Annotated in this window: 16 protein-coding genes; 7 read left to right on the top strand and 9 right to left on the bottom strand. The window is 49.0% G+C overall.

Going from position 1 to position 23,825, the window contains the following annotated elements; genetic code table 11:
* The first annotated feature begins 12 nt into the window (after nt 1–12).
* Both K6V98_RS04125 and K6V98_RS04120 read left to right on the top strand, forming a co-directional pair.
* Nucleotides 13–1,167: a PTS ascorbate transporter subunit IIC gene (locus tag K6V98_RS04125; RefSeq protein ID WP_371734521.1), complete on the top strand. Its 1,155-nt coding sequence runs from the start codon at nt 13–15 to the stop codon at nt 1,165–1,167.
* Nucleotides 1,168–1,465: 298 nt separating this feature from the next.
* Complete coding sequence (locus K6V98_RS04120) at nt 1,466–4,831, top strand: CAP domain-containing protein (RefSeq protein ID WP_222199254.1); 3,366 nt, start codon at nt 1,466–1,468, stop codon at nt 4,829–4,831.
* 388 nt (nt 4,832–5,219) lie between these two features.
* On the opposite strand, the gene K6V98_RS04115 is transcribed toward K6V98_RS04120, so the two are convergent.
* The 9 genes from K6V98_RS04115 to K6V98_RS08675 all read right to left on the bottom strand — a co-directional run bounded on the left by K6V98_RS04115 (nt 5,220) and on the right by K6V98_RS08675 (nt 14,694).
* Nucleotides 5,220–6,938, bottom strand: a complete 1,719-nt coding sequence (locus K6V98_RS04115; protein WP_222199253.1) for an ABC transporter ATP-binding protein — start codon at nt 6,936–6,938, stop codon at nt 5,220–5,222.
* A complete protein-coding gene (locus tag K6V98_RS04110; protein ID WP_222199252.1) occupies nt 6,935–8,674 on the bottom strand; it encodes an ABC transporter ATP-binding protein in 1,740 nt (579 codons plus the stop codon). The genes K6V98_RS04115 and K6V98_RS04110 overlap by 4 nt, the downstream gene beginning before the upstream one ends.
* A 117-nt stretch (nt 8,675–8,791) precedes the next feature.
* Nucleotides 8,792–9,388 (bottom strand): TetR/AcrR family transcriptional regulator, encoded by a 597-nt coding sequence (locus K6V98_RS04105; RefSeq protein WP_222199251.1) that lies wholly within the window; start codon nt 9,386–9,388, stop codon nt 8,792–8,794.
* 345 nt (nt 9,389–9,733) lie between these two features.
* Nucleotides 9,734–10,252, bottom strand: a complete 519-nt coding sequence (locus K6V98_RS04100; RefSeq protein WP_222199250.1) for a ClbS/DfsB family four-helix bundle protein — start codon at nt 10,250–10,252, stop codon at nt 9,734–9,736.
* Between the two features lie 118 nt (nt 10,253–10,370).
* Nucleotides 10,371–11,639: a beta-glucuronidase gene (uidA, locus tag K6V98_RS04095; RefSeq protein WP_371734520.1), complete on the bottom strand. Its 1,269-nt coding sequence runs from the start codon at nt 11,637–11,639 to the stop codon at nt 10,371–10,373.
* A complete protein-coding gene (locus tag K6V98_RS08685; protein ID WP_371734518.1) occupies nt 11,567–12,169 on the bottom strand; it encodes a sugar-binding domain-containing protein in 603 nt (200 codons plus the stop codon). Before K6V98_RS08685 ends, uidA begins: the two co-directional genes overlap by 73 nt.
* Nucleotides 12,170–12,746: 577 nt before the next feature.
* Nucleotides 12,747–13,259 carry a sugar O-acetyltransferase gene (locus K6V98_RS04090; protein WP_442779847.1) on the bottom strand — a complete coding sequence of 171 codons (513 nt, stop codon included), beginning with the start codon at nt 13,257–13,259 and terminating at the stop codon, nt 12,747–12,749.
* Between the two features lie 521 nt (nt 13,260–13,780).
* Nucleotides 13,781–13,909, bottom strand: coding sequence for an LPXTG cell wall anchor domain-containing protein (locus tag K6V98_RS08790; protein WP_371734519.1), 129 nt, complete (start codon nt 13,907–13,909; stop codon nt 13,781–13,783).
* Between the two features lie 11 nt (nt 13,910–13,920).
* The gene (locus K6V98_RS08675) at nt 13,921–14,694 is read right to left on the bottom strand and encodes a hypothetical protein (protein ID WP_306792738.1); all 774 of its coding nucleotides are present in this window, start codon (nt 14,692–14,694) and stop codon (nt 13,921–13,923) included.
* A 155-nt stretch (nt 14,695–14,849) separates the two neighbouring features.
* Here K6V98_RS08675 and K6V98_RS04080 point away from each other — a divergent pair, with 155 nt between their 5' ends.
* The 5 genes from K6V98_RS04080 to purH all read left to right on the top strand — a co-directional run bounded on the left by K6V98_RS04080 (nt 14,850) and on the right by purH (nt 23,664).
* Nucleotides 14,850–15,368 (top strand): ferritin, encoded by a 519-nt coding sequence (locus K6V98_RS04080; protein WP_222199248.1) that lies wholly within the window; start codon nt 14,850–14,852, stop codon nt 15,366–15,368.
* A gap of 470 nt (nt 15,369–15,838) precedes the next feature.
* On the top strand, nt 15,839–17,776 hold the full coding sequence (locus K6V98_RS04075) for an InlB B-repeat-containing protein (protein WP_222199247.1): 1,938 nt from the start codon (nt 15,839–15,841) through the stop codon (nt 17,774–17,776).
* A 458-nt stretch (nt 17,777–18,234) separates the two neighbouring features.
* Entirely contained in the window at nt 18,235–19,194 is a 960-nt protein-coding gene (gene gluQRS, locus K6V98_RS04070; protein WP_222199246.1) for a tRNA glutamyl-Q(34) synthetase GluQRS, read from the top strand.
* A 516-nt stretch (nt 19,195–19,710) separates the two neighbouring features.
* Nucleotides 19,711–21,726 carry a DUF2207 domain-containing protein gene (locus K6V98_RS04065; RefSeq protein WP_222199245.1) on the top strand — a complete coding sequence of 672 codons (2,016 nt, stop codon included), beginning with the start codon at nt 19,711–19,713 and terminating at the stop codon, nt 21,724–21,726.
* 207 nt (nt 21,727–21,933) lie between these two features.
* Nucleotides 21,934–23,664, top strand: coding sequence for a bifunctional phosphoribosylaminoimidazolecarboxamide formyltransferase/IMP cyclohydrolase (gene purH / locus K6V98_RS04060; protein WP_222199244.1), 1,731 nt, complete (start codon nt 21,934–21,936; stop codon nt 23,662–23,664).
* Nucleotides 23,665–23,825: the final 161 nt, after the last annotated feature.

Genomic DNA, 23,825 nt, shown 5'->3' with positions numbered 1-23,825 from the left:
AAGGAGTGAAGAATTGATACAATTCTAAATTTCATTATCAATGAGATTTTTGGGCAAGGTGCTATTTTTATCGCACTTATCGCTATGATTGGTTTGATTTTACAGAGAAAATCGGTCACTGAGGTTGTTCGAGGAACAGTCATGACGGGCGTAGGTTTTTTCGTCCTCTCAACAGGTACGTCCCTTATTACTGGCAATTCAATTGATGGAATCTCCGCTGCATGTAACAGCATTATGCCTCAGGCAGTTAAATCTACGACAGTTAATATCAGTGCTGAGTATGGCACTGAAATCGGTATTGTTATGATCTTAGCGTTTGCTATTAACATCTTGGTAGCCCGTTTTACTAAATGGAAGTCTATATTTTTAACCGGGCATATGCTGTATTGGTTTCCCTTGGTTTTTATCGCGGCTGGTGTGGATGCCGGTCTTTCTGGAATAAAACTCATAGCTTTGGCAGCAGTATTTACTGCACTATATATGGTAGTTTTTCCAAATCTTATGCGTCCATTTGTGAAGGAGGTTACTGGAGATGATTCATTTACTATTGGGCATCCAACAACGTGCCTTTCTGCGATCTCAGGCCTTATTGGTAACAAGCGCCACTCAACTGAAGAATTGAGCTTCCCCAAGTCGCTTGGATTTCTTAGAGAGATTGCCATTACAGGCTCGTTTGCTATTGGAGTTACCTATATCGTTATGTACATTATTCTGGTTGCCAACGGGCAGGATCCAGCTGTAGTGTGGGGTTACGCTGAAGGGAAAACAGGAGCTTTTACTTATATTTTTACCCATGTAATTTATTTCGGCGTTGGTATAACGATTATGCTTCAGGGTGTTCGTATGCTTATTGCTGAAATTGTTCCTGCCTTTCAAGGAATCGCTGAAAAGATTGTTCCTGATGCCATTCCTGCCTTGGATGTGCCAGTAATTTTCCCGTATGCTCCCAATGCGCTGTTGATCGGGCTTATCGTTGCCATGATCACATCTATTTTGACGATTCTGATTACCGGTTCTATGGGCATTTCCTCAACAGTGGTTATCCCACTAATTTCCACGTGTTTCTTCGAAATTGGATGCGCTGCTATTGTCGGTAATGCCACCGGTGGTGTTCGTGGTGCTGTTGTAGGCGCTGCAGTATGTGGTGTGATTTTGTTTGCCTCATAGGATCAATTTTTGATTTAGAGCTAAAGGAACTGTCCCCAACAATTGTAAAACTGAATCATATTCTTAGAAAGCGGGCTCTGACATCGCTTCAACAGAAAAGATTGTGGGCATCTTCAAAAAGTTGTCCGTGTACGCATAGAACATATGCATACAGCGTATATAATCCATCCACAGTTTAGCAATATGAAGAAAAGCGACGCATTACATCATCTAAAGAGATGATCCGCTCTTTGATAGTGAGTAAGTGGGTATCCTGTGCTCGCTTACTCGTGCTCTTATCTGGAAGGAGTTTGATGATATGAAGTCAACGTATCAGCCCAAGCATCTAAAAGAGACGCCGCAGAAAAGGCATGTGGCGCTTCGACGCGTTGCGGCTTCAGCTGCAGTAACAGCTCTTATTGCAGGGTCAATCTTAAGGCCGTATACCTCCGCTCAGGCAATGGAGGCTTCAGCTGTTCAGGATTCTCACGCAGGAGCAAGCCCGGTTTCAGCGGGACTGGGCGGTGAGCCGGGAGCATCCACGGCTCAGCAGGACGCCGCACAACAACTTGCCGATGCCGTTGCAAAGGCGGAAGCGGCAAAGAAGGAGCGTGCGCAAGAGCTTGCAGACGCTCAAGCAGCTGCTGAGCAAACGGGCAAAGCTCAAGAAAAAGCACAAGCGGCATCAGATGCGGCAGCAAGCAAAGCTGCCCAGACACAGCAGCAAGCCACAGATGCATTAGATGCTCAAATAGATACAGCAGCCAAAGCTGCTCAAAAAGCAGACACAGCCCTCAAGGCTGCGGATGATGCCCAGAAAAAGGCAGCTGCTGAGGAAGAATCCGCCACTGCAAAACTGAGCGCTGCTCAAAAAGCGCAGGCGAATTCGGAAACTGCGGTTAAAGAGGCGGAGAAGAAGGCTGCTACATCCGAGCAAATCGACGCCGCTCAGCGTGAGCGCGATGCGGCGCAGAAGAGCGCAGATGCAGCGCAGGCTGAGTTGAAGAAAGCACGTGAGACAGAGCAAACCGCTCGTACTCAAAAAGAGGCAGCAGACGCCGAGCTTGCGACAACGACCAAGAATCTCGATGAGGCAACAGCGGCTCAGAAAAAGGCCGAGGCGAGCAAGGCTCAGGCTCAAAGTGATCTTGAGAAAGCCAAGACGGAGCTTGCCAAAGTCCCCGGCGATCAAAAGCAGGCCGCAGCTGAGGAGAGTAAGGTTCGCCAGGCAAAAGAGGCTGCTGATGCAGCCCAGGCGCAGGCTCAAAAGGATAAAGAAGCGCTTGACAGCGCTCAAGCTGCTCAGGCTGAGGAGCAAACAAAGCTAACGCAGGCGAAGGATAACCTTACAAAAGCAACCGCTGATGCTCAGGCGGCAGACGAGAAAAAGCAGCAGGCAGACAAAACATTTACCGCTGCTGAAGAGGCTCTCACGAAGGCAAAAGCTTCGGACACTGCCGCACGTGAAGAGAAGAAAAAAGCTGAAACAGAGCAAACAACAGCACGTGAGCAAAAGACGCAAGCGGACGAGGCTCTTATAACCGCTGATGATAGTAAAAAAGCAGCTGAGCAACAGCTTGCTCAGGCAAAAGAGGAGCTCAAGAAACAAGGGACGCCGGCAGCTCCGGAAGAGCTTGCTAAAAAGAGCGCAGTTGATTTTTATACATGGGTAAAAGACAACGCCGCTTCAGGGCAAGATGATGCACACTCTGCTCAGGCCGCTATCGATAATATACAAACAAAATCGCCCTCTAACGCGCAGTACACACATGTTGGCGATCCAAAAGACGCCACCTCAATTGCCAATATGAAGCCCGCTCTTGAGCAAATGAAGTTGCTAAATCAATATCGTCAGGAAGTTGGTCTTGAACCGCTTAAGGTGCAGCTTGCATTGATGGGCAGGGCACAATCAGATGCAAATTATTCTGCCAACGTACTGGGACATTCACCTCACTCTGGAAATGAAAATGCTGCATGGAATTCAAGCACAAATGCGAACTTTACAAAGCAATGGGTAGAGGGCGGAAAGAACGAAAAGAAAATTTTCGATGACGCGGTGGCAAAGATGGGCAAAGGCCCCATTGCCCCTAAGGATGTGCATGCGTTTTACACGGCAAACAAGGCAGAGCTTGAAAAGCTGGGCGCAGACTTTAGTACATGTGGGCACTATTACAATATAGTTGCGACTGACTACAAGGTTATGGGCTTTGGTGTTGCAACCTACAGCGATAAATTCCCTGTTACCGCTGTTGTTGATTTTGAACGTACTGAGCAGGTAGATGGTAAGCAGGCAAAGGCCTATACCGTCGATGAATTCGAAAAGCTGTATAATCAGTATGTCGACAGCCTATCAAAGACCGATCCTGCACATTCAAAGGCGGCCGAGGAAGCTCAAGCCAAGGTTGTTGAGGCTCAGAAGAAGGTTGATGAGGCGACAAAGAAGGTTGCTGAAGCCCAAAAGAAGGCAATGGATGCTGCTGAGGCACTTACACGTGCCGATGCTGCCGTGAAAGCTGCAGATGAAAAAATTGCACAAGCTGGATTAGAGGCTGCGCAAAAGACGCGTGATGAGGCATTTGCAGCTGCACAGAGCGCTGATGCACAAGTGATTCAGGCAGAAACCAAGAAATCTGATGCCGAAACAGAGGCTCAGCAGGCAGAAGCTAAAAAGACTGCCGCCGATACAAAGGTTCAAGAAGCACAAACCGCCTATGACGCTGCGAAAAAAGAGGCAGATGCCAAGACAGCAGCGCATAAGAAGCTGGCAGATGACTTCGATAAGACTTATGGCAAACTTGCTGAGCTTACCAAGGCTGTTGCAGATGCAGAGGCGGAACTCAAGAAAGCAACAACCGAACTTGAGACCGCTCAGGCCGCGCTTCCTGTGGCTCAACAAAAGCATGATGAAGCCATACAAGCCCAAAAGAAAGCTGAGGATGCTTACAAGGACGCGCAGACCACTGCAGCTCAAAGACAAAACGACGCTACTGCTGCAACGGAAAAGCTTGAGCATACAGGGAAAAAATTAGACAGTCTTACCCGGTCTCAGAGCGACCTTGAGGCTGCTCGTAAAGAGGCTGAGCAGGCAAAGAAAGACGTTGTAGACGCCGAAGCAAAACTCAAAGATGCAGAAGAAGGCAAGAAGAAGGCTGATGCTGCTCTGAGCGATGCTCAAAAGGCAGTCACAAAACCTCAGGCAGATCTCGCTGTGCTTCGCGCCATTGATCTCAAGAAGGCCATTGAAACTGGTGCTGTGGACGGACTTCCTGAAAGCCTCGCCGCGCTGGCAGCTGCTGCTCATGCTGCCAAGAATGAGGCGCTCGCGGCGCAGAAGACGCTTGAGGCTGCAAAGGCTGCTCATGCGCCGTTTGCACGCGCTGTTGCAGATGCGCAAGCCGCCTATAATCTTGCAGCTGCCGAACTCGCTCATGCACAGGCCGAACTTGCGCAGGAAAAAGAGGAGCAAGCCGCAAAGCAAGCTGCCTTGCGAGCTTCCCAGCAGGCTCAGCAGGCGAAATATATGAAGAAGGCTTCAGCAAAGAGCAAAAAGAGCAGTTCAGCTCATCTTCCCCAGACGTTTGATGGATCTGAGCTGTATGCATATGTGTCTGCTGTTGGTGTCTTTATTGCCTCTGCAGGCATGATGGCCTCGAAGCGTACAAAAAAGCATGATGAGAACCGCTAACCTGCTTGTCTCAGAGTAAAGAAGTTCAATGCATATCCCGCCTTCAGGCTGTGCGCTTGGAGGCGGGATTGTTTGTGTTGCTACCTTTGCTTGCATCGCATTACTTGCGAGCGACATTGCGCGCACGTCACTTTCTTGTGATCCGTGTCGCTTACGAGCCGCGTTGTCTGCACGTGACACCGCGTGTGAATCCCTACAAGCCGCGGTGCTTGTGAACCCTCACGAACCACATTGCTTACATGCCACATTGCCTGCAGTTACAGTGCTTGCACGTGACCTTGCGTGTACATGGCATTGTGCACACGACACATTTTCTTACAGGTACACTACAGCTTTTGGCCACGTGCACAGAAACAATACGAATCAAAGCTTCGTATAGATGCTCGTATTAATACACATAGCTTTCAGTAAGCCTTGATTTTTCAACGAGTCGACGGTACAGATCTGAGCTCTCCATAAGCTGCTGATGCGTTCCAACGCCGTTGATGCGACCTTCTTCAAAAACAACGATCTGATCTACATCCTCAATGGATTTCATACGATGAGAAATGATAATGACGGTCTTATTCTTTATCAGCTCGTTCAGGCTTTTCTGAATTGCCATTTCGTTCTCAACGTCCAGCGACGCCGAAATCTCATCAAGTAACAGAATAGGTGCATCCTTAAGAAAGGCACGGGCAATAGACAGACGCTGCCGCTCTCCTCCTGAGAGCTTGCTCCCGTTTTCTCCTATCATGGTTTGGTAGCCCTCAGGAAGTTTGAGAATGAACTCTTCGCAATGCGCCTTACGCGCTGCTTGTATAACCTCTTCGTCCGTAGCGTCTTGTCGCCCAATCCGAATGTTTTCCATAACGGTTCCGTTAAAGAGTGTGACCTCCTGAAATACCATTGAAATTTGAGAATAAAGGCATGCGGGAGCAATTGCTTTGAGTGGGTGACCGCCAAGGGTAATAACGCCTTGATCGTAATCGTACAGACGCGACAGAAGACGGATCATGGTTGTTTTACCAGATCCGGAAGGGCCTACGAGAGCGGTGACGTGTCCTTGCTGCGCACAAAAGTCAACATCTTCTAAAACAGGGCGCTCTCCATAGGCAAAAGATAGATTTTTAACCTCAATATCATAGTTTTCAAACGTAGTGGGTTCGCCTTCTTGAATACGGGTGGCTTTCAGCTCCTTGATGCGGTCAAGGCGCACGTCAATGTGAAAAAGCTCTCCGATATTCATACTGATACCTTCAAGTGCGCCGAGCATGCGTGTGACGGCAATGAGATATCCGATAACAAAGAGGGCGTTCATCTCGCCCTGTATGAGGAGCCACGCTGTCGCTAAGACGGTTAAGGCAAGTGAAAGCTTTGCGATGGACTGCGCGGATAAAACTGGAACACCCTGACCAAGTTCCTGCTTCATTTGTAGCTTTTCGGCTTGATCAATTGCTTCGTGAATTTGTTTGCGCTTGCTGTCTACCAAATTATAGGAACGAATTTCTTGCTGCATATCAATGGCTTCTTGGAGAATGGCGATATTCTTTCTCCTAGCATCAAAGTAGCGTTTTGCACAGTATTTCTGATAGGACTTTGAGAACAAGCACACGCCAACCGCTAGAGCAAATGGTACAAATATTGCCAGAGCGACCCAAGCGTTTTGGAAGAAGATACCTATGATCATAAGCAAAAGGAACGCACCCGCTCCAAAAGTTTGGGGAATGGCATGAGAAAAGGCGTGCTCAAGATCAAGAACATCCTGCATCATCGTTTGGGCAAGATCCGACAAATCATGCTGGGCAAGATAACCAAGCGGAAGATTTTTAAGGGTATCTGCGATGGATATGCGTAAGTCTCTGGCTTCCATATACGTTGAGTTGTAGGTAGCACGATATTCCCAGTCCAAGGCAAGATAGGTGAAGGCAACTGCCGCAACGATTGCAATGAGATAGTTCGACAAAGAGCTCAACATGCCATCATCTAAAATATCTTGTGCAAAGAAGAAAAAGAGAATCATGCAGGCCATATAGCCAATGTTTACGAAAAAAGACGCGATGGATGCTATGGTCATGCCACGAGCGCCATGATCGGTTAATGAAAACGTCTTTTGCAGGATTTTCATGCGACTCTCCACTCATTTGCCTGTGTGTATAAGCTCTGTAAATGGGCATAGCGCCCGCCTTGCGCCATAAGGGCTTCATGGCTGCCGCGCTCAAGGATATGGCCATTGTCAATAACCAGAATTTCATCAGCCTTCTGAATACTCGAAAGCCGATGAGCAATCATGATGACCGTTTTGCCCTTCATAAGGTTGGTAAATGCCTGTTGAATTTCGTATTCGTTCTCGGGATCAGCGGCTGCTGACGCTTCGTCTAAAACAATGATAGGGGCATTTTTAAGTATGGCACGCGCAATGGCAATGCGTTGCTTTTCACCGCCGGAAAGATGTACGCCTGTTGCTCCAACGAGGGTATCCTCACGTTTGGGGAACTTATTAAGGATCTCCTCACAGCGAGCTTGCTGCAAGGCATTCATAACGCTTTGTCGCGTGGCGCTCGGATCGCCGATACGTACGTTTTCGTAGAGGGTTGTTTTAAAGAGTTGCGCATTTTGAAAAACCATTGCAACCATAGAAGTTAAGGCTTGCTCGGAATACTCACTGAGGGCGTGCCCGCCAATTTGGATCTCGCCTTCCTGGGGTTGGTAAAATCCGGCAATAAGTTTTGCCAGAGTGGACTTTCCGCCGCCGGAGGAGCCTACCAAGGCGTAGGTCTTTCCGCCGTCCAAATGAAGCGAAAAGTTTTCAAAAATCTTCTCGTCTTCATAGGCAAAGGATACGTTTTTAAAGTCAATGTCAAAAGATGAGGGCTCTGCAAGCGTGCCGGTCTCAGGTGATTCCTCTTTCATTTCAGCAATGAGGCCTTCGATTTTTTCGATAGACGATTGTGCTAAATACGTGTGCATGCCGACGTACATAACCTTCATAAAGGCGACGAACAAAATACCGCAGAATAGAACATAAAAAATTGCTTTGTTGAGGTACATGATGGGGTCTTCCCCTTGGTTAATAAAGAAAAAGCCGAGGGGAATGAGAAGTAAAAAGATCGAGTTAAAGAACGCTTGGAAGGTAACATAAGGCGTGCGGCATGACATGCTGTAGCGCAAGACTTTATCGGCATATTGGCTGATAGAGCCATAGAAGTTTTTCATAGAGCGTACGTTGGCGTTGAATATTTTAACCACGCTCATATTGCGGACGTATTCAATGGCGTTGGAGCTCATATCCTCCTGAGCTTTCATATATTCGCCCATAAATGCGCTCTCGCCCATCATCTTTTTACCAATAAAAGCTCCGACAATGACGGTAAAGACCATAAATACGCAGAGGCGCCAATCAATGATTCCTGCCAAAATCAAGCCGAAAAGTGGAATAAAGAGTACCGCTGCTAAATCCGGAAGAAGATGTGCGACGCTGGTGTGGGTAAGCCCCGTGTTGTCATCGAGAATCTTACGAATTTTTCCTGATGGGTATTTGTCATAAAATGAAAACGGCGCATTAAGAAGAGCATCCATTCCGGATTTCTTCAAATTTGCCTCAAGGCGAAATGCAATGAAGTGCGTTGCCATGGCGCCAGCGAAATATGTCAAGGTATATACGGTGGCATACAAAACCAAGATGGTTGCTAAAAATGTAAGACCTTCGAGGTGTGCACCTATCAAAATTTCTTCAAGAAATGCATAAATAACCTGATACTCAGCAATGAGGGCTACTGATGAGATGATGATCAGCGCCATAGCTACAACAAATACGCCCCCCATCCCGGGAACATAGCTTTTTATCTTTTTATACGCGTCCATATCGATTCCTTTCTGTTGGGGTTTGCGCGTCGTAAGCGAGCAGAACATCATCTGAGCGTAAGAGGTGCTCGCTTGCAGAATGCCGGCGGCCTTTAGCGCTGGATAGCGGTGTAAGCGTCAGGTAACTATTCGATCTTCTCGTGCGTACGTGAGGGCAAGGCGCATCATGGATACAAAAAATGGACGATTTTTTCGAAAGCTCTCGCGTGCGTCAAGAATTTCAGCGCCTAGCATGATGGTGTTGAGTAGATTGAGAAAGAGATCTGAATAAAAGAGGTTCATTTCGGTTTGAGATTGAGCGCCAAAACGTTTTTCGAACATAGAGCGATTTTCTTGTTTGAGCTGCTCAAAAAGATCTTTAAGCGCATGGTTTTTATACGAGGCTTGTAAGTAAATCACATAGAGGCTCATGAGGTCACTCTCATCGAGAAACTTGTCGACCAAGATATTAATAAGAGTCTCGTCATCCCAGGTAGCTCCGTCGGGGATGGTATGTGAAATAATATCGATACGATAGGCAATACCTTGAAGCATGAGATCATGCATAATATCTGTTGTATTTGCGTAATAGTGATAAAAACCTCCCTTAGAGAGGGAAGTTTCAGCAATGATGTCTTCCATCGTTGCGGCCTCAAAGCCTTTTCGCAAAAAGACGGTTTTTGCTGCTTCTAAAATTTCTTCCTTACGTTCTGACTTTGTTTTTACCACGCGCATATGGCTCCAACCGACGCATGCGTCTATTAAAAAGTAAAAGATAGGAAACTTATTGGATGTTGTCAATACTGTTTTTAATCTTGGAGAGGCATGCGCTATGTTGAGCATGAAGGACTGTACGTTATGGTGGGCATAAAGGGTTGGTGCTACATAGAGCGCGTAGGGTTGTGCGTTACACATGCGGGAGAAGGCTCATATTCGCTGCGGCTGCAAAGCATGAGACAAGGATGTGCATGCTGGGGTGTGGTGAGCGCTTGCTGAAACCAACGGGTGGCAGCAAGCGTTAGCGGTGAAGATTAATGGCGACCGGTTGGGCGCTCATGTACGCCCTTTTGTTCAATTCGTTTACAAAACGAGCTTTTTCCATTTTCGTATTTTTGTTCTAAACGTTCCAAAGGGCGCTACGGTGTTCACATGAATAAACTTGTACACTTCCCAGGTAGCTGTTTTTGTCGCTTCATCGGCCCAGGTTCTCATGTGTGGCTTAAATAATTCTTCGTCACGATATAAATCGATCATTTCATAGATGGCTTCAATGTTGTTGCGCAGCTGCGCTTTGAGCTCGAGAAGCGTTCGATGAGCATAGGCGTTTGTAAACCACTGGTAGAGCTCTCCTAATTGATTCCACTTAAATTGATCTGATGGCGTTTGTACGTGAAGCCCATTACGCTCGTCCTCTTCCCACTTGAGCAGCAAGGTTGTCCACCCTACCTGATATGAAAGATTCTCTGCAGGAGTGTGGTCTACTTCGGGTACGCGCGTATCCTTGAGAGTTTCAGGGATGTGGTCAAATTCCTTGATGTACTTCTCGAAGGCTGTCCGTATAGCTTCCTTGAGCTCTTCCTTCGTTTCGTATGTGCGCATAAGATCCTTTGTTCGGGTTGCACTGTATACCGGGAAACAGCAGAAAAAGAAAAGGCGCGGGTGGATAATCCGCGCCGTTCGAGAAAGTATACCCAAGAGTACACGGTATACAAAGTGCTTACTTACCTAAATGCTCCCAGCGGTCTTTAAAATAATGGGCAGCAAGCTTTGGTTTTCTATCTCGTGTAAAGAGCCCCTTCTTATTTCCCTGCACACGCATAAGACCTTGGCTTGTTGCGAAATCTGCAAAGTTCCATACCTGCTCTCCGCAAAAGTTTTTGCAAGCATCGACTACTTCATGGTTCATTTTGTAATACAAAACTTGATACTCTTCGGTCCACATAGTGGGGACAGTATCATGAAGCCCCATGACGGTATCAGCGCCATATTCTGTGAGCATAAAAGGTTTGCCCAGGCTGTCCCAGTATGCGCACTCTTCAGCCATTGCCTCTTTTGCCGCTTCTAAATCTCCGCCCGAGAAATACCATCCATAGTATCTATTGAGACAAATGACATCAGAAAGCTTCGAGGTGATATCGTCCTTATAGTTTTGCATCTGAACGCTTACGATCGTGCGGGGTCTTTTCTGTGGGTCAAGGGCGCGCACCAGATCATAGAGAGGCTTAAAGTATTCGTAGGCTCCTTCTGCGGATGAATCAGCTTCGTTTGCAATTGACCACATAACAACACAGGCATGGTTTTTATCACGTGCAATGACGTTGCGCAACACTTCTTTATGATGCTCAAACGTTCTGATTCCGCCCTTTTCAACCGGGTCAAATGTCCCCACTTTTTCTCCGGATTTAAAATGAGCGCCACCGCCAAAATTCAAATGAATGCCAACAGCGGGAACCTCATCGATAACCACAATGCCTTCTTCATCGCAGAGGTTCATCATCTCTTCGCTATAAGGATAATGGCTGGTTCTAAATGAGTTTGCATGTTGCCATTTCATAAGGGAAATATCTTTTTGGTTCATGGCAAGATTGATGCCTCTTCCATTTGGGAAGGTATCTTCATGTTTGCCATAGCCCTTAAAGTAAAACGGCTTTGAGTTGATTAAAAATGCGCCATTTTTAACTTCGATTGTTCGGATACCGTATCTTTCCGTGTATGTATCGTCTTCAAATCGTACAACTACATCATATAAATAAGCAGCAAGCGGCTCCCAAAGATGGGCATCGGTGATGGTTAATTCGCCCTGCTTACCGGTAGCCTCAGCAACCTTTCCCCCTTCTTTATCATAAACTTCAATGAATACAGGTCCATCTCCAACGGTTTGGATGTCATAGGTGATCTTGGCGTCTGTGCCGTCTATTTTTGATACAAGCGTAATGTCTTCGATATATTTTTTAGGAGTTGTATAGAGCTTGACCGGTCGTATGATGCCTGCATAGTTAAAGAAGTCAAAATTTGGATTGTTCTTTTCTTTGTGCTCTTTGCGCGTTTTGTGCTTTCCGGCCCAAAAACCGAAAGCATGCCATTACCGTCCTCGTCTCCAACAGGAAGCGTGAATTTATCGATGGTGTTATCAACGGCAATGGTTAAGAGATTGTCTCCCCATTGAATGAAGTTGGTAATTTCCACTTCGAAGGGCAAAAATCCACCCTTATGCCGGGTGATTTCTTGCCCATTTAAATACACCGTTGCCTTATGAGTTATTGCTGCGAATCTCAGTACAATGCGCTCAGTTCTTAAACTCTTAGGAACACAAAAGGTTCTCTGATAATAAACAACACCGGCGTAGTCTCTCAGCTCTACAGACTCGGTGAGATCGTTATATGCTGCGGGCACGGTCATTAAAATGGCATCTTGGAGTTTTTCTCCTACCGATATAGCTCCGTTATCTGTTTTGAAATCCCACATTCCGCCTAAGTCTACAGGCGTCCTTGATTCTGTTAATTTGGGATACAGCATAATACCGCCTGTCTGATTTACTGCCGTGCTCCATGGTTTAGGGGTATCACGGTGTGTACGTAACTTCTGATGCTGTGATAGAAGCTCCCGGAAAAGCCATGCTGTATCGGGGTGAAATGCTCCGTGCGGCGCTGGTAGTAGGGAAACCTATCTCATGTCTTCCGATAACGTAAGGGTAATTCCACGCATAGTTTACTGCTTTCTTAAGCGCCACTTGCTTATTTTTCGTTACGTTGCAGGCGATCGATTCGAGCTGTTCTGTTCCTGTGGGGGAAGGTCGTCCCTTTATTTTTGCCAGGACATAAAAGCCACGGTTTCTTCAGATATTGGTGTATAACCATTTTTGAAAAATATGCTGGTTGTAAGACCATTCGCAAATTCCCTATAGCTAATCACGTATCTTAGAAGGTGCAGAATCTACATCATGTCGAGGTGATTCCTTGCAATAATGCTGCTCGGTAATTCTCAAGACTTGTTTTCTTAAAAATATCGCCTGCGCATACAATGATGTGTTTGCGATCTCTGCTTGTTTCGCCTAATACTATTTCCTTTGAAATGCGGACAAAATCTGGGCTGCTTAGCGGCTCCAATTTGACTGTCTATCATCATCCGTTATTTTCCGTATCGTCTTGCATGGGTTACCAAACGCGACACTATCTGAGGGGATGTCTTTTACCACAATACTTCCTGCGCCAATTACAACATTGCTGCCAATGGTCACTCCCGGCATAACCTGTACACCTGCACCAAACCACACGTTATCTCCGACACATATGGGATAGGCGTATTCTAATCCTTGATTTCTGCGTTCAAAATCAATCGGATGTCCTGATGTGTGAAATCCGCAAAAAGGTGCAATGAAAATATTGTTACCAAAACGGACACCGCCTGTATCAAGGATCACCAAATCATGATTGGCATAAAAGTTTTCACCGACCTCGATTTGGTAGCCATAATCACACCAAAAGTCCGGTTCAATTTGAATATTATTACCCGTTTTTCCAAGAATTCTTTTTAACATTTGACGGCGGATATCCAGATCCTCAATAGGGAGCCGGTTATACTCTTGACATAGAGTTTTGCATCGTATTCGTTCTTTTTTAGGCTCTTATCATAATTTGCGTTATAGAGCTTTTGATGTTGCATTTTTTCTTTTTCACACATACTCTACTTGGCCTTATCTTTGTCGAGCTCATATCTTACATTAGGTAACGGACAGCTGCATGCTCATCATAGCGTCTGCTGGAATGAGTAATTGCTACCTTGCAGCCACAGCGCATAATATTTAAGCTATATACTCGTTCGATTTAACCATCCAACGTCTTGTTAAACCCCTCAACCGCTGAAAATCTGCTTGAACTCGACATGCGTCACATGTCCACCATACTGTCTTACTCAAAACACACGTGATTCAGCACACAGACACTATTGATTCCAGGATGGAAATAGTATCGGCATAAGCAAACCGCCGCTCGACGCTATACGACCGATTGTCGCACAGCGCTGCTAGCGGCGGCGTTACGTTCCTGAAGCTGAACCTATCGATTGCTGCACAGCGCTGCTAAGTAGCGGCGATGTGCAAACAGAGCAAAGATGCAAAAGCTTATCTCTTTATTGACGACGGCGAAGTGCAGCACCGAGCAGGCCTATCGAAGAGAATCCGGTTACTGCTGTTGTCAAAACGAAAGCAGTATCTCCTGTTTGAGGAAGATGACGGCGGGGTTTCTTGTTGTTGCCCAGATCTTGGGTTTTCAGCTGCTTTTGTTCCTGTCTTTGCTTGTTTGTTCTTGCTGCTGATCGTGTGTCTGATTCTGATTTACCGACATATCTATCGGCTCTTGTCCATTCTTTTTCTGCTCCTGATCTTTCGATGTGTCTATAGGTTTCTGCTCATTCTTTGTATCGGGTTTGTTGTCGCTTTGGCTTTCAGTGTGAACACCACTTGCGTTTGGTGCATGACGATCATCTTTGCCCGGTACATACTGGATATCCAGGTCGGCATTGCGCTCGGCAGTAAAGGATATGAACTGACGACCATCTTTATCGGTGAAAAGGCGTACTTTGCCTAAACTTGTATCATCGGAACCATAGAAGAAGGCATTGGGTTTATAGTCTTTAAACTGCTTGATAGCGGTGAAGTTATCTAGATAGATGCGCTGTTCAGACCCGGGGAGTACGTCGGCAATTACCTCTTCCACGGGTGAGCCTGATTCATCTTTAAAGTAGGCATTAATCAGGGCGGAAGGGGCATCGTAGCTCACGATACCGAGCTTATAGGCAATCTCTTTTATGTCTTGCCCGCTTATGACCTTTGCAACAGCGAGTCTTTTGAGCTGCCAGCTATATCTTTTTGCTGGCGTTCTAGGCTGCTTAGACTTTGGTTTAGGATTTGGATGTTTCACCCAGTCAAACAATATGTGACGTGAAGGGTAACCAAGTATGCGTATTGTTTGAGCGAAAGACTTAGTCTTTCTATAGACTTTTACCGCTTTTGCTCTCTGCTCTTGGGTATAGCTCACTTTCATAACAAACCTCCGCTCTCAAAATTGTACGGAAATTCGTCCTAAGCGCCGGGTGATCTTGAGGAGCGCTCGTAATGCCGTGCGAATAGCTCGACTCGTTGGGTATAAGGGCTGTAATGCAATGGTGGGTGAATCTCGTCAACCCGAAGGGAGAGGCTATGTCTATGAACGAGAAGGTTGCGCAAGCGCTTGAGAAACAAATTAACGAGGAGCTCTATTCGTCGTATCTATATATCACCTTTGCCGACTATTACGAGGAGCGCGGACTCAAGGGCTTTGCGAACTGGTACATGATTCAGGTGAAGGAAGAGCTTGATCATGCCATGGCAATCCGCCGTTATTTGCTGGATAACGATTACGTGCCCACGATGGAGGCCATTGCCAAGCCTAACCTGTCTTTCTCAGATGACTTAGAACCCCTGAAGGCTGGCCTTGAGCATGAGCGCCATATTACCGATTGCATCCACGCATGCTATGAGGTGGCGCGCGAGGCGAAAGACATTCGCACCATGCGTATGCTCGACTGGTTTGTGGAGGAGCAAGGCGAGGAAGAGGCAAACGCCCGGGACATGATTACGAATATGGAGCTCTTTGGTAGCGATCCCAAGGGTCTCTATGGCTTGGATCGTGAATATTTGGAGCGCACCTACACGCAGATGACCGCGCTTCCGCTCTAAGTTCTGCCGGGTAGGGGATATTGAGCTGTTCGATAAGGGCACGTTCGAGTACGTGTGATTCACAAGACACGTGCGTCTTTGCAAGGGGCATCAATGCAGGTTGATGCCCCTTTTGCCATGGTTCACCAGCACGTTCTTAGGTCTTTTAATACGAGAGTTGCATAGCAATACGACCACCTGAATAAACATGCCGCTTGCCGAATATCACTTCGCAATCCTGCCTATATTCTGAAAAGTTAATTTGAAAAAACTCTTTTTGATTACACCCCGTGGCAGTATTTAACTGCAGTAATCGTAGTAGCTACCATACGCACGATGCCTCTTACAAGAGGATCGCGCCCTCAGCGCTCCTGAGCGTGGTCAGTGCGTACTCCGAGTGTTTGTAAATCGGGCATCTGGTTTTGAGCTCCCGTGGGCTCGAGGTCTGTGTTTGGTAGACACGTACCACGCTGTGGAGAAAGGAACTCCATATGAACGCAGCTGTTAAAACCAAGCTGGGGGGGGGTTGGCGCTTCATAACTGCCATCGTCGCGAGTGTGTTGATGGTTCCAGCTATGGCGCTTGTTCTCACTTCAGCGGCGTATGCTGAAGAGGCTGCTGGGCAAGCTTCTGCTCAAGCCGCCGCTTTAGGCTCTGTTCCCGATCAGGAGCAAAAGGTAATTACCGGCATTCGTCCCGTTGTTACCGCAGATAATCTCACCACGTTCTATCCAATTGTTGGTCAAACCGTGAACGACTTAGCGCCAACGTGGTCAGACTTTACGGTGTATACCGACTCGCAAAGGGGAGGTGCAGGTGTTGAGGGTGTCCTTGAGCTTGTGCCGGACACCTCTCGTATTCTCGACTGGACGGTTGACGGTAGGGATACGCAGCTTAAATTTGCAAAAGATGCACTATTATGGCCACTTAAGAACGGGTGGTATGACTCTGACGAATTCCGCATCACTCGTGCATGCAGGCTGAAGATCAAAGATGCCTATAAGGATCAATACAAGTTTGTAGTTGGTCAGTCTGTGCAGAGCTTGACTAAATCTCCTCATCGCATTTTTGATGGGAGAGAGTACGATGCAAACAATATTCAGTCTTGGGTTGTGAGTGAGACTGAGATTGATTTTGTAATCACGCCGGTCTTTGCGCGTAAATATCAGTTCACCGGTGATGATGGCGTAGAGTCTATTTCGTTACCTACTGTGTATATGCATTTCGTAGGTAATGGACTGCAGAAACGTTGGTCTTATGCGGAGGAAGCGTTTGATCGTGTTGCTGCAGAAAAAGCCGGTGAAACTTATACGAATCAAAAGTTTTATTCTATAAAAGACGGCTTTTTATTTGCTGGAATTTATGATAAGCAAGGCGAACGTGTCGACAAATTAGATAAATACGATGCCATGATGGCCAGGCTGGATGCTAACGACAAAGTTGGCTCTGCTGTGGGTAGCTATACGATCAAGACCGCTCCGATGGTCATTCCGTATGAGCCAACTGATATGAACAATCCTGCCGACCCAGGCGATCCTAACATTGCCGAGACCCTCCTCAAGGTCAACAAGACCCATCCTGTGACTCGCGGAGACTATGTTGTAGTTGGTTTTAAGACCGCCGCAAACGGCAGCTTTGGCCAAAACAAGACGGGCGTTTCGTTCTTAGTGCGCAAGGATGCTCCGTTTAAGCAGATCACGCTGCCTACGCCAGCGGCCAATGATGGCTTTGAGTTTGATGCCTGGGCTCCTGCCCTGCCAAGTGGCGACACAAAGGTTACGGCCGATGCGCTGTATACGGCAAGCTTTAAGAAACTGCCGGCAAAGTACACCGTGAGCTTTGAGGTCAACGGTGGCTCACCTATTCTGGCTCAGACCGTCGAGGAAGGCGCCAAGGCACAGGAGCCTGCTGCTCCTACTAAGGACGACCATACCTTTGCTGGTTGGTTTGCCGATGCAGCGTTCGAGCATACTTTCGACTTCACCGCTCCCATCACCGCCGACACAACCGTCTACGCCAAGTGGGATAAGGTTCCAGCTCCGGCTCTTAAGACCTATACCGTGACCTTCGAGGTTAACGGTGGCACAGCAGTCGAGGCTCAGACCGTTGAGGAAGGTAAGCTCGCACAAGAGCCTGCTGCTCCTACTAAGGCCGACCACACCTTTGCTGGTTGGTTCAAGGATGCAGAGCTGAAGACTCCCTTCGACTTCAAGGCACCTATCACGGCCGATACGACCATCTATGCCAAGTGGGAGAAGGTTCCAAGCAAGACTGACCCGAAGACGACTAAGACAAAGAGCAAGTCAAAGCGTCGCCTTGCACAGACCGGAGACCAAAGCCTTGCTCTGGTAGGCGGTATTGCTAGCGTATCTGCACTCGTTCTTGGAGCTGCTGCAGTGCTTCGCCGCAAGAAGGGGCACCTCTCGTAAGCGAGATGTGCAGCAAGGAGTAGCCAGCGCTCCTCCTCGCTATTAAGCATATGCACTCAAAAACACATGAGTGCAACCGAACAAGACGTGTGGTAATGGCAAACGCTGTTACCACACGTTTTTTCTGCTCGTTTCACTATTTGCGCCTTCTTGCTCCTGGGCTCGCGTGGATGAGAGCGTGCATTTTGGTGTCGTTAGGAGCATTTTTGCCCGCACCTCGCGTCAAATCTGTGCTTGTCGGGCAATAAATGTACTAATAGTAACCCCCTATGTCGTAAAAGCAGGTCGTAGAGGGCTGTATAGAGTTCTGCGTGCTTGGATATGCGCATGACAAAGCAGCCAAGCATAGTAGTAAGCTGGCTTGCAGTCGGCGTTCACGGTAGCTTTCTCATAGGCGGACACGTAAGGCGGACACGTAAGGCGGATACGTGAGGCGGATACGTAAGGTGGAAATACGGATGACAAATCGAACAGGCAGAGTGGTTGGCCGACTTGCGCCTTCCCCAACAGGGCGGATGCATCTCGGGAACATCTATGCCTTTTTAATTGCGTGGCTGTCGGCACGCTCACAAAACGGTCTTGTGCATTTGAGAATTGAGAACTTAGATACTCGAGCAGAAGATCCGCGTTGGACAAGTTTGTTGCTGTCAGATCTAGAATGGCTTGGGCTTACATGGGACGGAAACCCGGTTTATCAGCGAGATCGACAAGATATCTACCGTGAGACGGAGCGAGAGCTGCAGGCGAAGGGACTGCTCTATCCTTGCTTTTGTACGCGAGCCGAGCTGCATGCGGCATCGGCCCCGCATGTATCGGATGGCACGCCGATCTATCCAGGAACCTGCCGCAAGTTTTCTGACGCAGAGATATCGAAGCGCTCTCATACCCGGCCACCTGCCATGCGCCTGATTGTCCCAGATGAAGATGATCCTGCTGCTACCATCGCATTTCAGGATCGCGTCTTTGGCAGCCGTAGTGAGAATCTGGCTATGACCTGCGGAGACTTTCTCATCAAAAGAAGTGATGGCATCTTTGCCTATCAGCTTGCAGTGGTAGTGGACGATGCCGAGATGGGCATAACCGAGATCGTGCGTGGTCGGGATCTGCTGACATCCGTTCCGCGCCAAATCTATCTCCAGCGTTTGCTGAGCTTGCCCGAGCCCACTTACGCTCATATTCCGCTGCTAACGGCAAAGGATGGCCGTCGGCTTTCCAAGCGAGATCGCGATCGCGATATGGAGGCGCTTCGCGAGCGTTTTGAAACTCCCGAGCGTTTACTGGGCTGGCTTGCGTATACCGTGGGGCTTACGGCAGCTTATGAGCCACGTACCGCAGACGAGCTTGCATTATCGTTTTCGTGGGATCTTATTCGACAGCATCGTCAAGATATTGTTGCTCCCGAGCCGCCACGAGAGTAGGTGGCTCGCAAGAAAACTAGAAGCAGATGATCAAGATCATCTGCTCGGAAGGGTAGAAAAGGCGTAGCGAGCGTTAGAAGCGAAACCACCACGCGAGTAAGCACAGCTGCCAGGAGAGTAAACGTAGCTACCACGAGAGTAAGCGCAGTTATTACGAGAGTAAGTGCAGCCATCAAGAGAGCAAACGCAACCACCACGAGAGTAAGCACAGCTGCCAGGAGAGTAAACGTAGCTACCACGAGAGCAAGCGCAAGCAGACAGGCGGCAGATCAGCCATAAGGGGCAGAAAACCAAGATGAGCTGACAGAAAAGTAGTAGAGAGCCCCTCGGATGCGAGAAGCTATCCAGCAAACGGTGAGAGTCACGATAGACATCATTGTTGCATGTGGAGCAGGTCGGCGCGTTTGTAAGTAGTAGGTCACTCCGTAAGGTCTGGATCAGATGCGGACACTCGCATGCATCCTCGGTACGTCTCGCTACAATGGAAGGCAATCCGTTCCGACGAAAGGCGCTTCTATGCGAACGCGTGTGTTTGTTTTGATTGCCACTCTGGCGCTGGTGCTTGGCTTGCCTGTTCCCGCTTTTGCCAGAAATTTTGAAATGCCGCAGGTAGACATTGCTGCTGTGGTACAGCCTGACGGTAGCTTGCACGTTCGTGAGCGCCGAGTCTTTCGCTTCTCTGACGATGTGAATGGGGTCTTTTGGAAGATCCCGCTTGGTCAAAACGAACAGCATGAAAACGTATCAGTTGCGATTACGTCAGTACGCGACCTTGCTGGCGCGAATGATGCGAGCGGCGCAGCTAGCGCGGGCACCTCATCCGGCGCAGCTGGCACCTCTTCCACGTCAGACGCGCCCGGAGCTGGCACCTCCAGCACGTCAGCTGCTGACAACACAGCAGGGACGGCGTATCAGCGTGTAACTGAGGCGTACCCAGGAGACCACGGGGTCTATACGGTGCAAGAAGACGGCGAGCTCACCCTTAAAGTCTTTTCGCCGCATGAGTCAGATACATCCGCAGCTTTTGAAGTGTCGTATACCTTGACGGGTGCGGTTATGGCGTGGAAGGACACTGCTGAGCTCTATTGGAAGTTCATCGGCTCCGACTGGCAGCAAGATGCAGAAGACGTAAGATTGAGCATTACCTTTGCCGGTGCAGCCTCATCGGGCGTGTTTGCGCATACAGGAGATGACCAGGCAAATTTCCGCGCCTGGGGTCATGGTCCGTTAGACGGCACCGTCATGCCTGAGCCAGATTCTGCCGAAGGCCCTCGCGTCCTCTTTACTGCGCCAAAGGTGCTGAGCGGTACCTTTGCCGAAGCACGCGTGCTCTTTCCAACCGCCTGGGTGCCAATCTTATCTGGGCAGGCAGAAGATCGAACAGACCAGGTGCTCAAAGACGAAGCGCGTTGGGCACAGCAGGCAAACGAGAAGCGTGAACAAGCGCGGATACTCTCTTACATGCTTACAGGTGGAGCTATCGCGGCGTCGGTTATCTTTTGCATTATTGCTCTGGTGGCCAGGCGTGCAGTAAAGCAGCAAAAGCCAATTTTTCAAGAGACCTATTTTAGAGACGTTCCATCCGATGATCACCCTGCCGTTATTTCTGCACTCATGGCGGAAAATTCGGTTACGGATCGCGCGCTCGTGGCAACGCTTATGAAGTTGAACGAAGATAGGGTTATTTCTATCACTAAGACCAAGAAGGTCACACATGGTTTTCTGGGCAAAGAGCGTATTGATGAAGACTATCTGCTGAGCGTGGATTCGAATAAGTATCAGTCGCTTCAAAACCGTATAGATCGAGCTGGGCTGATCGTATATACCCGCGGGTTGGACGAGTACGAGCATGGTCTGTCATTTAGTGAGATTCGCGAAGCACAAGAAGAAGATAGCAGAGGTGCAAGCGAGCGTTGGAGTTCCTTTGTTGATGCGGTAGAAGTTGAGCTAACAATCACGAACTATGTGAAGAGTACGGGAATGGCTGGGCGAATCTTAGGCATCATTGCCTCGGTGTTTTGCGGCATGCTTATCGTTGGAGCCTGCGCGATTCTCGAAAGCCCCTGGCCCTTGCTCGGCATACCGTTTGTGCTGGTAGGTATGATAGTTTGCTCCCATTTTAAGCGCTACTCTGCTGAGGGTGCTGAGCTGGTGGCAAAGTGTGAGGCACTTAAGCGTTGGTTTGAAGACTTCACGCGTCTGGGAGAAGCAGTTCCAGGAGATGTGGTGCTCTGGAATAAATTGCTCGTGCTTGCTGTTGCGCTTGGAGTCTCTGAGCGCGTCCTTGAGGAGCTAGCAGCGGCAACTCCTGCCGAGTTTGCAGATTCTTACGGAGATGTGTATCCCACGTGGTGGTTGCTTACGAGTCACGGCTCACTATCTTCTCCCTTGTCTGAGGCTGGAGATATGGGTCGCTCTCTCAGCATGTCGGCCTTGGCGGGGAGCCTAGACAGCTCCGGAGGTGGTTTTGGCGGCGGCTTTTCCGGTGGTGGAGGCGGCGGCGCTGGCGGAGGCGGCGGAGGAACGTTTTAGACTTTGTATCCTTTTAGCTTTGCATCCGCGAGCGAGCTAAGTGCGCTACATTGGTGAGGTATGACTGGGCACAACGATTGGTTGGCCGCATAGCTTGCCTGTGCATAATGCTTAGCAAGGCATTGGACTTTGCTGAACATATAGCATGGCAGGATATGGGGTTTGGCCGATCGCAGGACTCATATAATTCCAGATCTAGGAGGGACTATGGCGCAGGATGCTCGGATCAGGCGCGCTCTGATCTCGGTGACGGACAAGACGGGCGTGGTGGACTTTGCTCGTGAGCTGGTAGAGGCTCATGGGGTAGAGATTGTCTCAACTGGCGGCACCGCCCGCGTGCTTATTGAGGCCGGGATTCCTGTTGTTCCGATTGAGGAGTTTACGGGCTTTCCAGAGATGATGGACGGGCGCGTAAAAACCTTGCATCCCAAGGTGCACGGTGGACTCTTAGCTCGCCGTGATCTGCCCGCTCATATGGAGCAGGTGCGCGAGCATGAGATTGGCCTGATTGACCTAGTAGCGGTAAATCTCTATGAGTTTGAACGCACGGTTGCTGACCCCACTACCAGCTTTGCTGATGCAATTGAACATATTGATATTGGCGGCCCTTCGATGCTGCGCTCTGCGGCTAAGAATGCCGATGCGGTGACTGTTGTGGTTGATCCGGCAGATTACACGCGCGTCCTTGCTGAAATGGCAAAGTATGCCGGTGCAACTCAGCTTGCAACGCGGCGGCAGCTGCAGGCAAAGGTGTATGCGCGCACTGCTGCCTATGATGCGGCAATCGCTTCGTATCTGGCAGAACAGCTTGAGCAGGCGGATGCAAGTGCTGCGACTACGGCATCTTGTTGCACGGGTATTGGGACTGAGCATGCGGCTTGTAGCGTTGACAGTGCTTCGGCTTCCGCTGCCGTTGCAGCTCCGGCCGCCGACAGTTCGCTTGACGCTGCTGCTTGGGCAGCCGCTCCGGCAGCTGAGCTCACGCTCTCGCTGACGATGCAGCAGGAGCTGCGCTACGGTGAGAATCCTCATCAAACGGCAGCGTTTTATCGGCTCCCCGGAGCTTCTGCGCATTCGCTCGCCTCTGCTCACCAGATCCAAGGCAAAGAGCTCTCGTACAACAACTTGCTCGACACCGATGCTGCATGGGCTTTGGTGCGGGAGTTTAACGAGCCAGCCTGCGTGGTTTTAAAGCATCAAAATCCCTGTGGCAGTGCGGTTGCGCCCGACATTACAACAGCGTATGACCGGGCGTTTGCATGCGATCCCAAGAGTGCCTTTGGTGGCATCATTGCATGCAATCGCGAGGTTCCACTCGAGCTGGTTGAGCATTTTGCCGATGTAAATAAGCAGTTTGTCGAGGTCCTGATCGCTCCGTCTTATACGCCCGAGGCGCTTGAGCGCTTGAAGCGCCGCCAGAACTTGCGTGTGCTTGCCACCGGCGGGGTAGACACCCCGACTGAGATGGAGTTTCGCTCGGTAGATGGTGGCATGCTCGTGCAAACCGTCGACCGTGTGGATGAGGATGTGGCAAATTTCTCGGTTCCAACGAAGCGCCAGCCCACCGATTCCGAGCTTGCCGACCTGCTCTTTGCTTGGCGCGTGTGCAAGGGTGTGAAAAGCAACGCCATTCTCATTGCGAAGGATCAGGCAGGCGTTGGCATGGGGCCAGGCCAGCCGAACCGCGTAGATTCTGCCTTGCTCGCGTGCACACGCGCCGAGGACACATGTGAGCGGATGGGTGTTGAGGCCTCAGGTTTTGTGTGCGCAAGTGATGCCTTCTTCCCGTTCAGGGATAACGTTGATGTGCTCGCAGAGCATGACGTGACGGCCATTATTCAGCCGGGTGGGTCTAAGCGCGATGACGAGTGCATTGCAGCTTGCGATGAGCACGGGATCGCCATGGTGTTCACCGGCGTCCGTCACTTTAGACATTAGCGTCCAGTGAGGTGTGCTTCACTACCTGAGGTGCTGCCGGGTTGCTGGTAAGTTGCTGGTGAGGTGCGCTTCACTACCTGAGCTGCTGGCGGGTCACTGATAAGGTGCTTGTGAGGTGCTGGTGAGAATGTCTTGCTGTTGGTGAACCGCTGGTGAGCTGT

The organism is Collinsella ureilytica, from assembly GCF_019795105.1.
GTDB lineage: Bacteria > Actinomycetota > Coriobacteriia > Coriobacteriales > Coriobacteriaceae > Collinsella > Collinsella ureilytica.
This window is presented reverse-complemented; position numbering and strand designations above follow the sequence as displayed.

Excerpts from the sequence above, each read along its gene's own strand:
- K6V98_RS04110 (WP_222199252.1), bottom strand. The coding sequence starts at position 8,674 with ATGGACGCGTATAAAAAGATAAAAAGCTATGTTCCCGGGATGGGGGGC.
- K6V98_RS08685 (WP_371734518.1), bottom strand. The coding sequence starts at position 12,169 with ATGCTGTATCCCAAATTAACAGAATCAAGGACGCCTGTAGACTTAGGC.
- K6V98_RS04100 (WP_222199250.1), bottom strand. The coding sequence starts at position 10,252 with ATGCGCACATACGAAACGAAGGAAGAGCTCAAGGAAGCTATACGGACA.
- purH (WP_222199244.1), top strand. The coding sequence starts at position 21,934 with ATGGCGCAGGATGCTCGGATCAGGCGCGCTCTGATCTCGGTGACGGAC.
- K6V98_RS04120 (WP_222199254.1), top strand. The coding sequence starts at position 1,466 with ATGAAGTCAACGTATCAGCCCAAGCATCTAAAAGAGACGCCGCAGAAA.
- K6V98_RS04115 (WP_222199253.1), bottom strand. The coding sequence starts at position 6,938 with ATGAAAATCCTGCAAAAGACGTTTTCATTAACCGATCATGGCGCTCGT.
- K6V98_RS04075 (WP_222199247.1), top strand. The coding sequence starts at position 15,839 with ATGAACGCAGCTGTTAAAACCAAGCTGGGGGGGGGTTGGCGCTTCATA.
- K6V98_RS04080 (WP_222199248.1), top strand. The coding sequence starts at position 14,850 with ATGTCTATGAACGAGAAGGTTGCGCAAGCGCTTGAGAAACAAATTAAC.
- gluQRS (WP_222199246.1), top strand. The coding sequence starts at position 18,235 with ATGACAAATCGAACAGGCAGAGTGGTTGGCCGACTTGCGCCTTCCCCA.
- K6V98_RS08675 (WP_306792738.1), bottom strand. The coding sequence starts at position 14,694 with ATGAAAGTGAGCTATACCCAAGAGCAGAGAGCAAAAGCGGTAAAAGTC.
- K6V98_RS04105 (WP_222199251.1), bottom strand. The coding sequence starts at position 9,388 with ATGCGCGTGGTAAAAACAAAGTCAGAACGTAAGGAAGAAATTTTAGAA.
- K6V98_RS04065 (WP_222199245.1), top strand. The coding sequence starts at position 19,711 with ATGCGAACGCGTGTGTTTGTTTTGATTGCCACTCTGGCGCTGGTGCTT.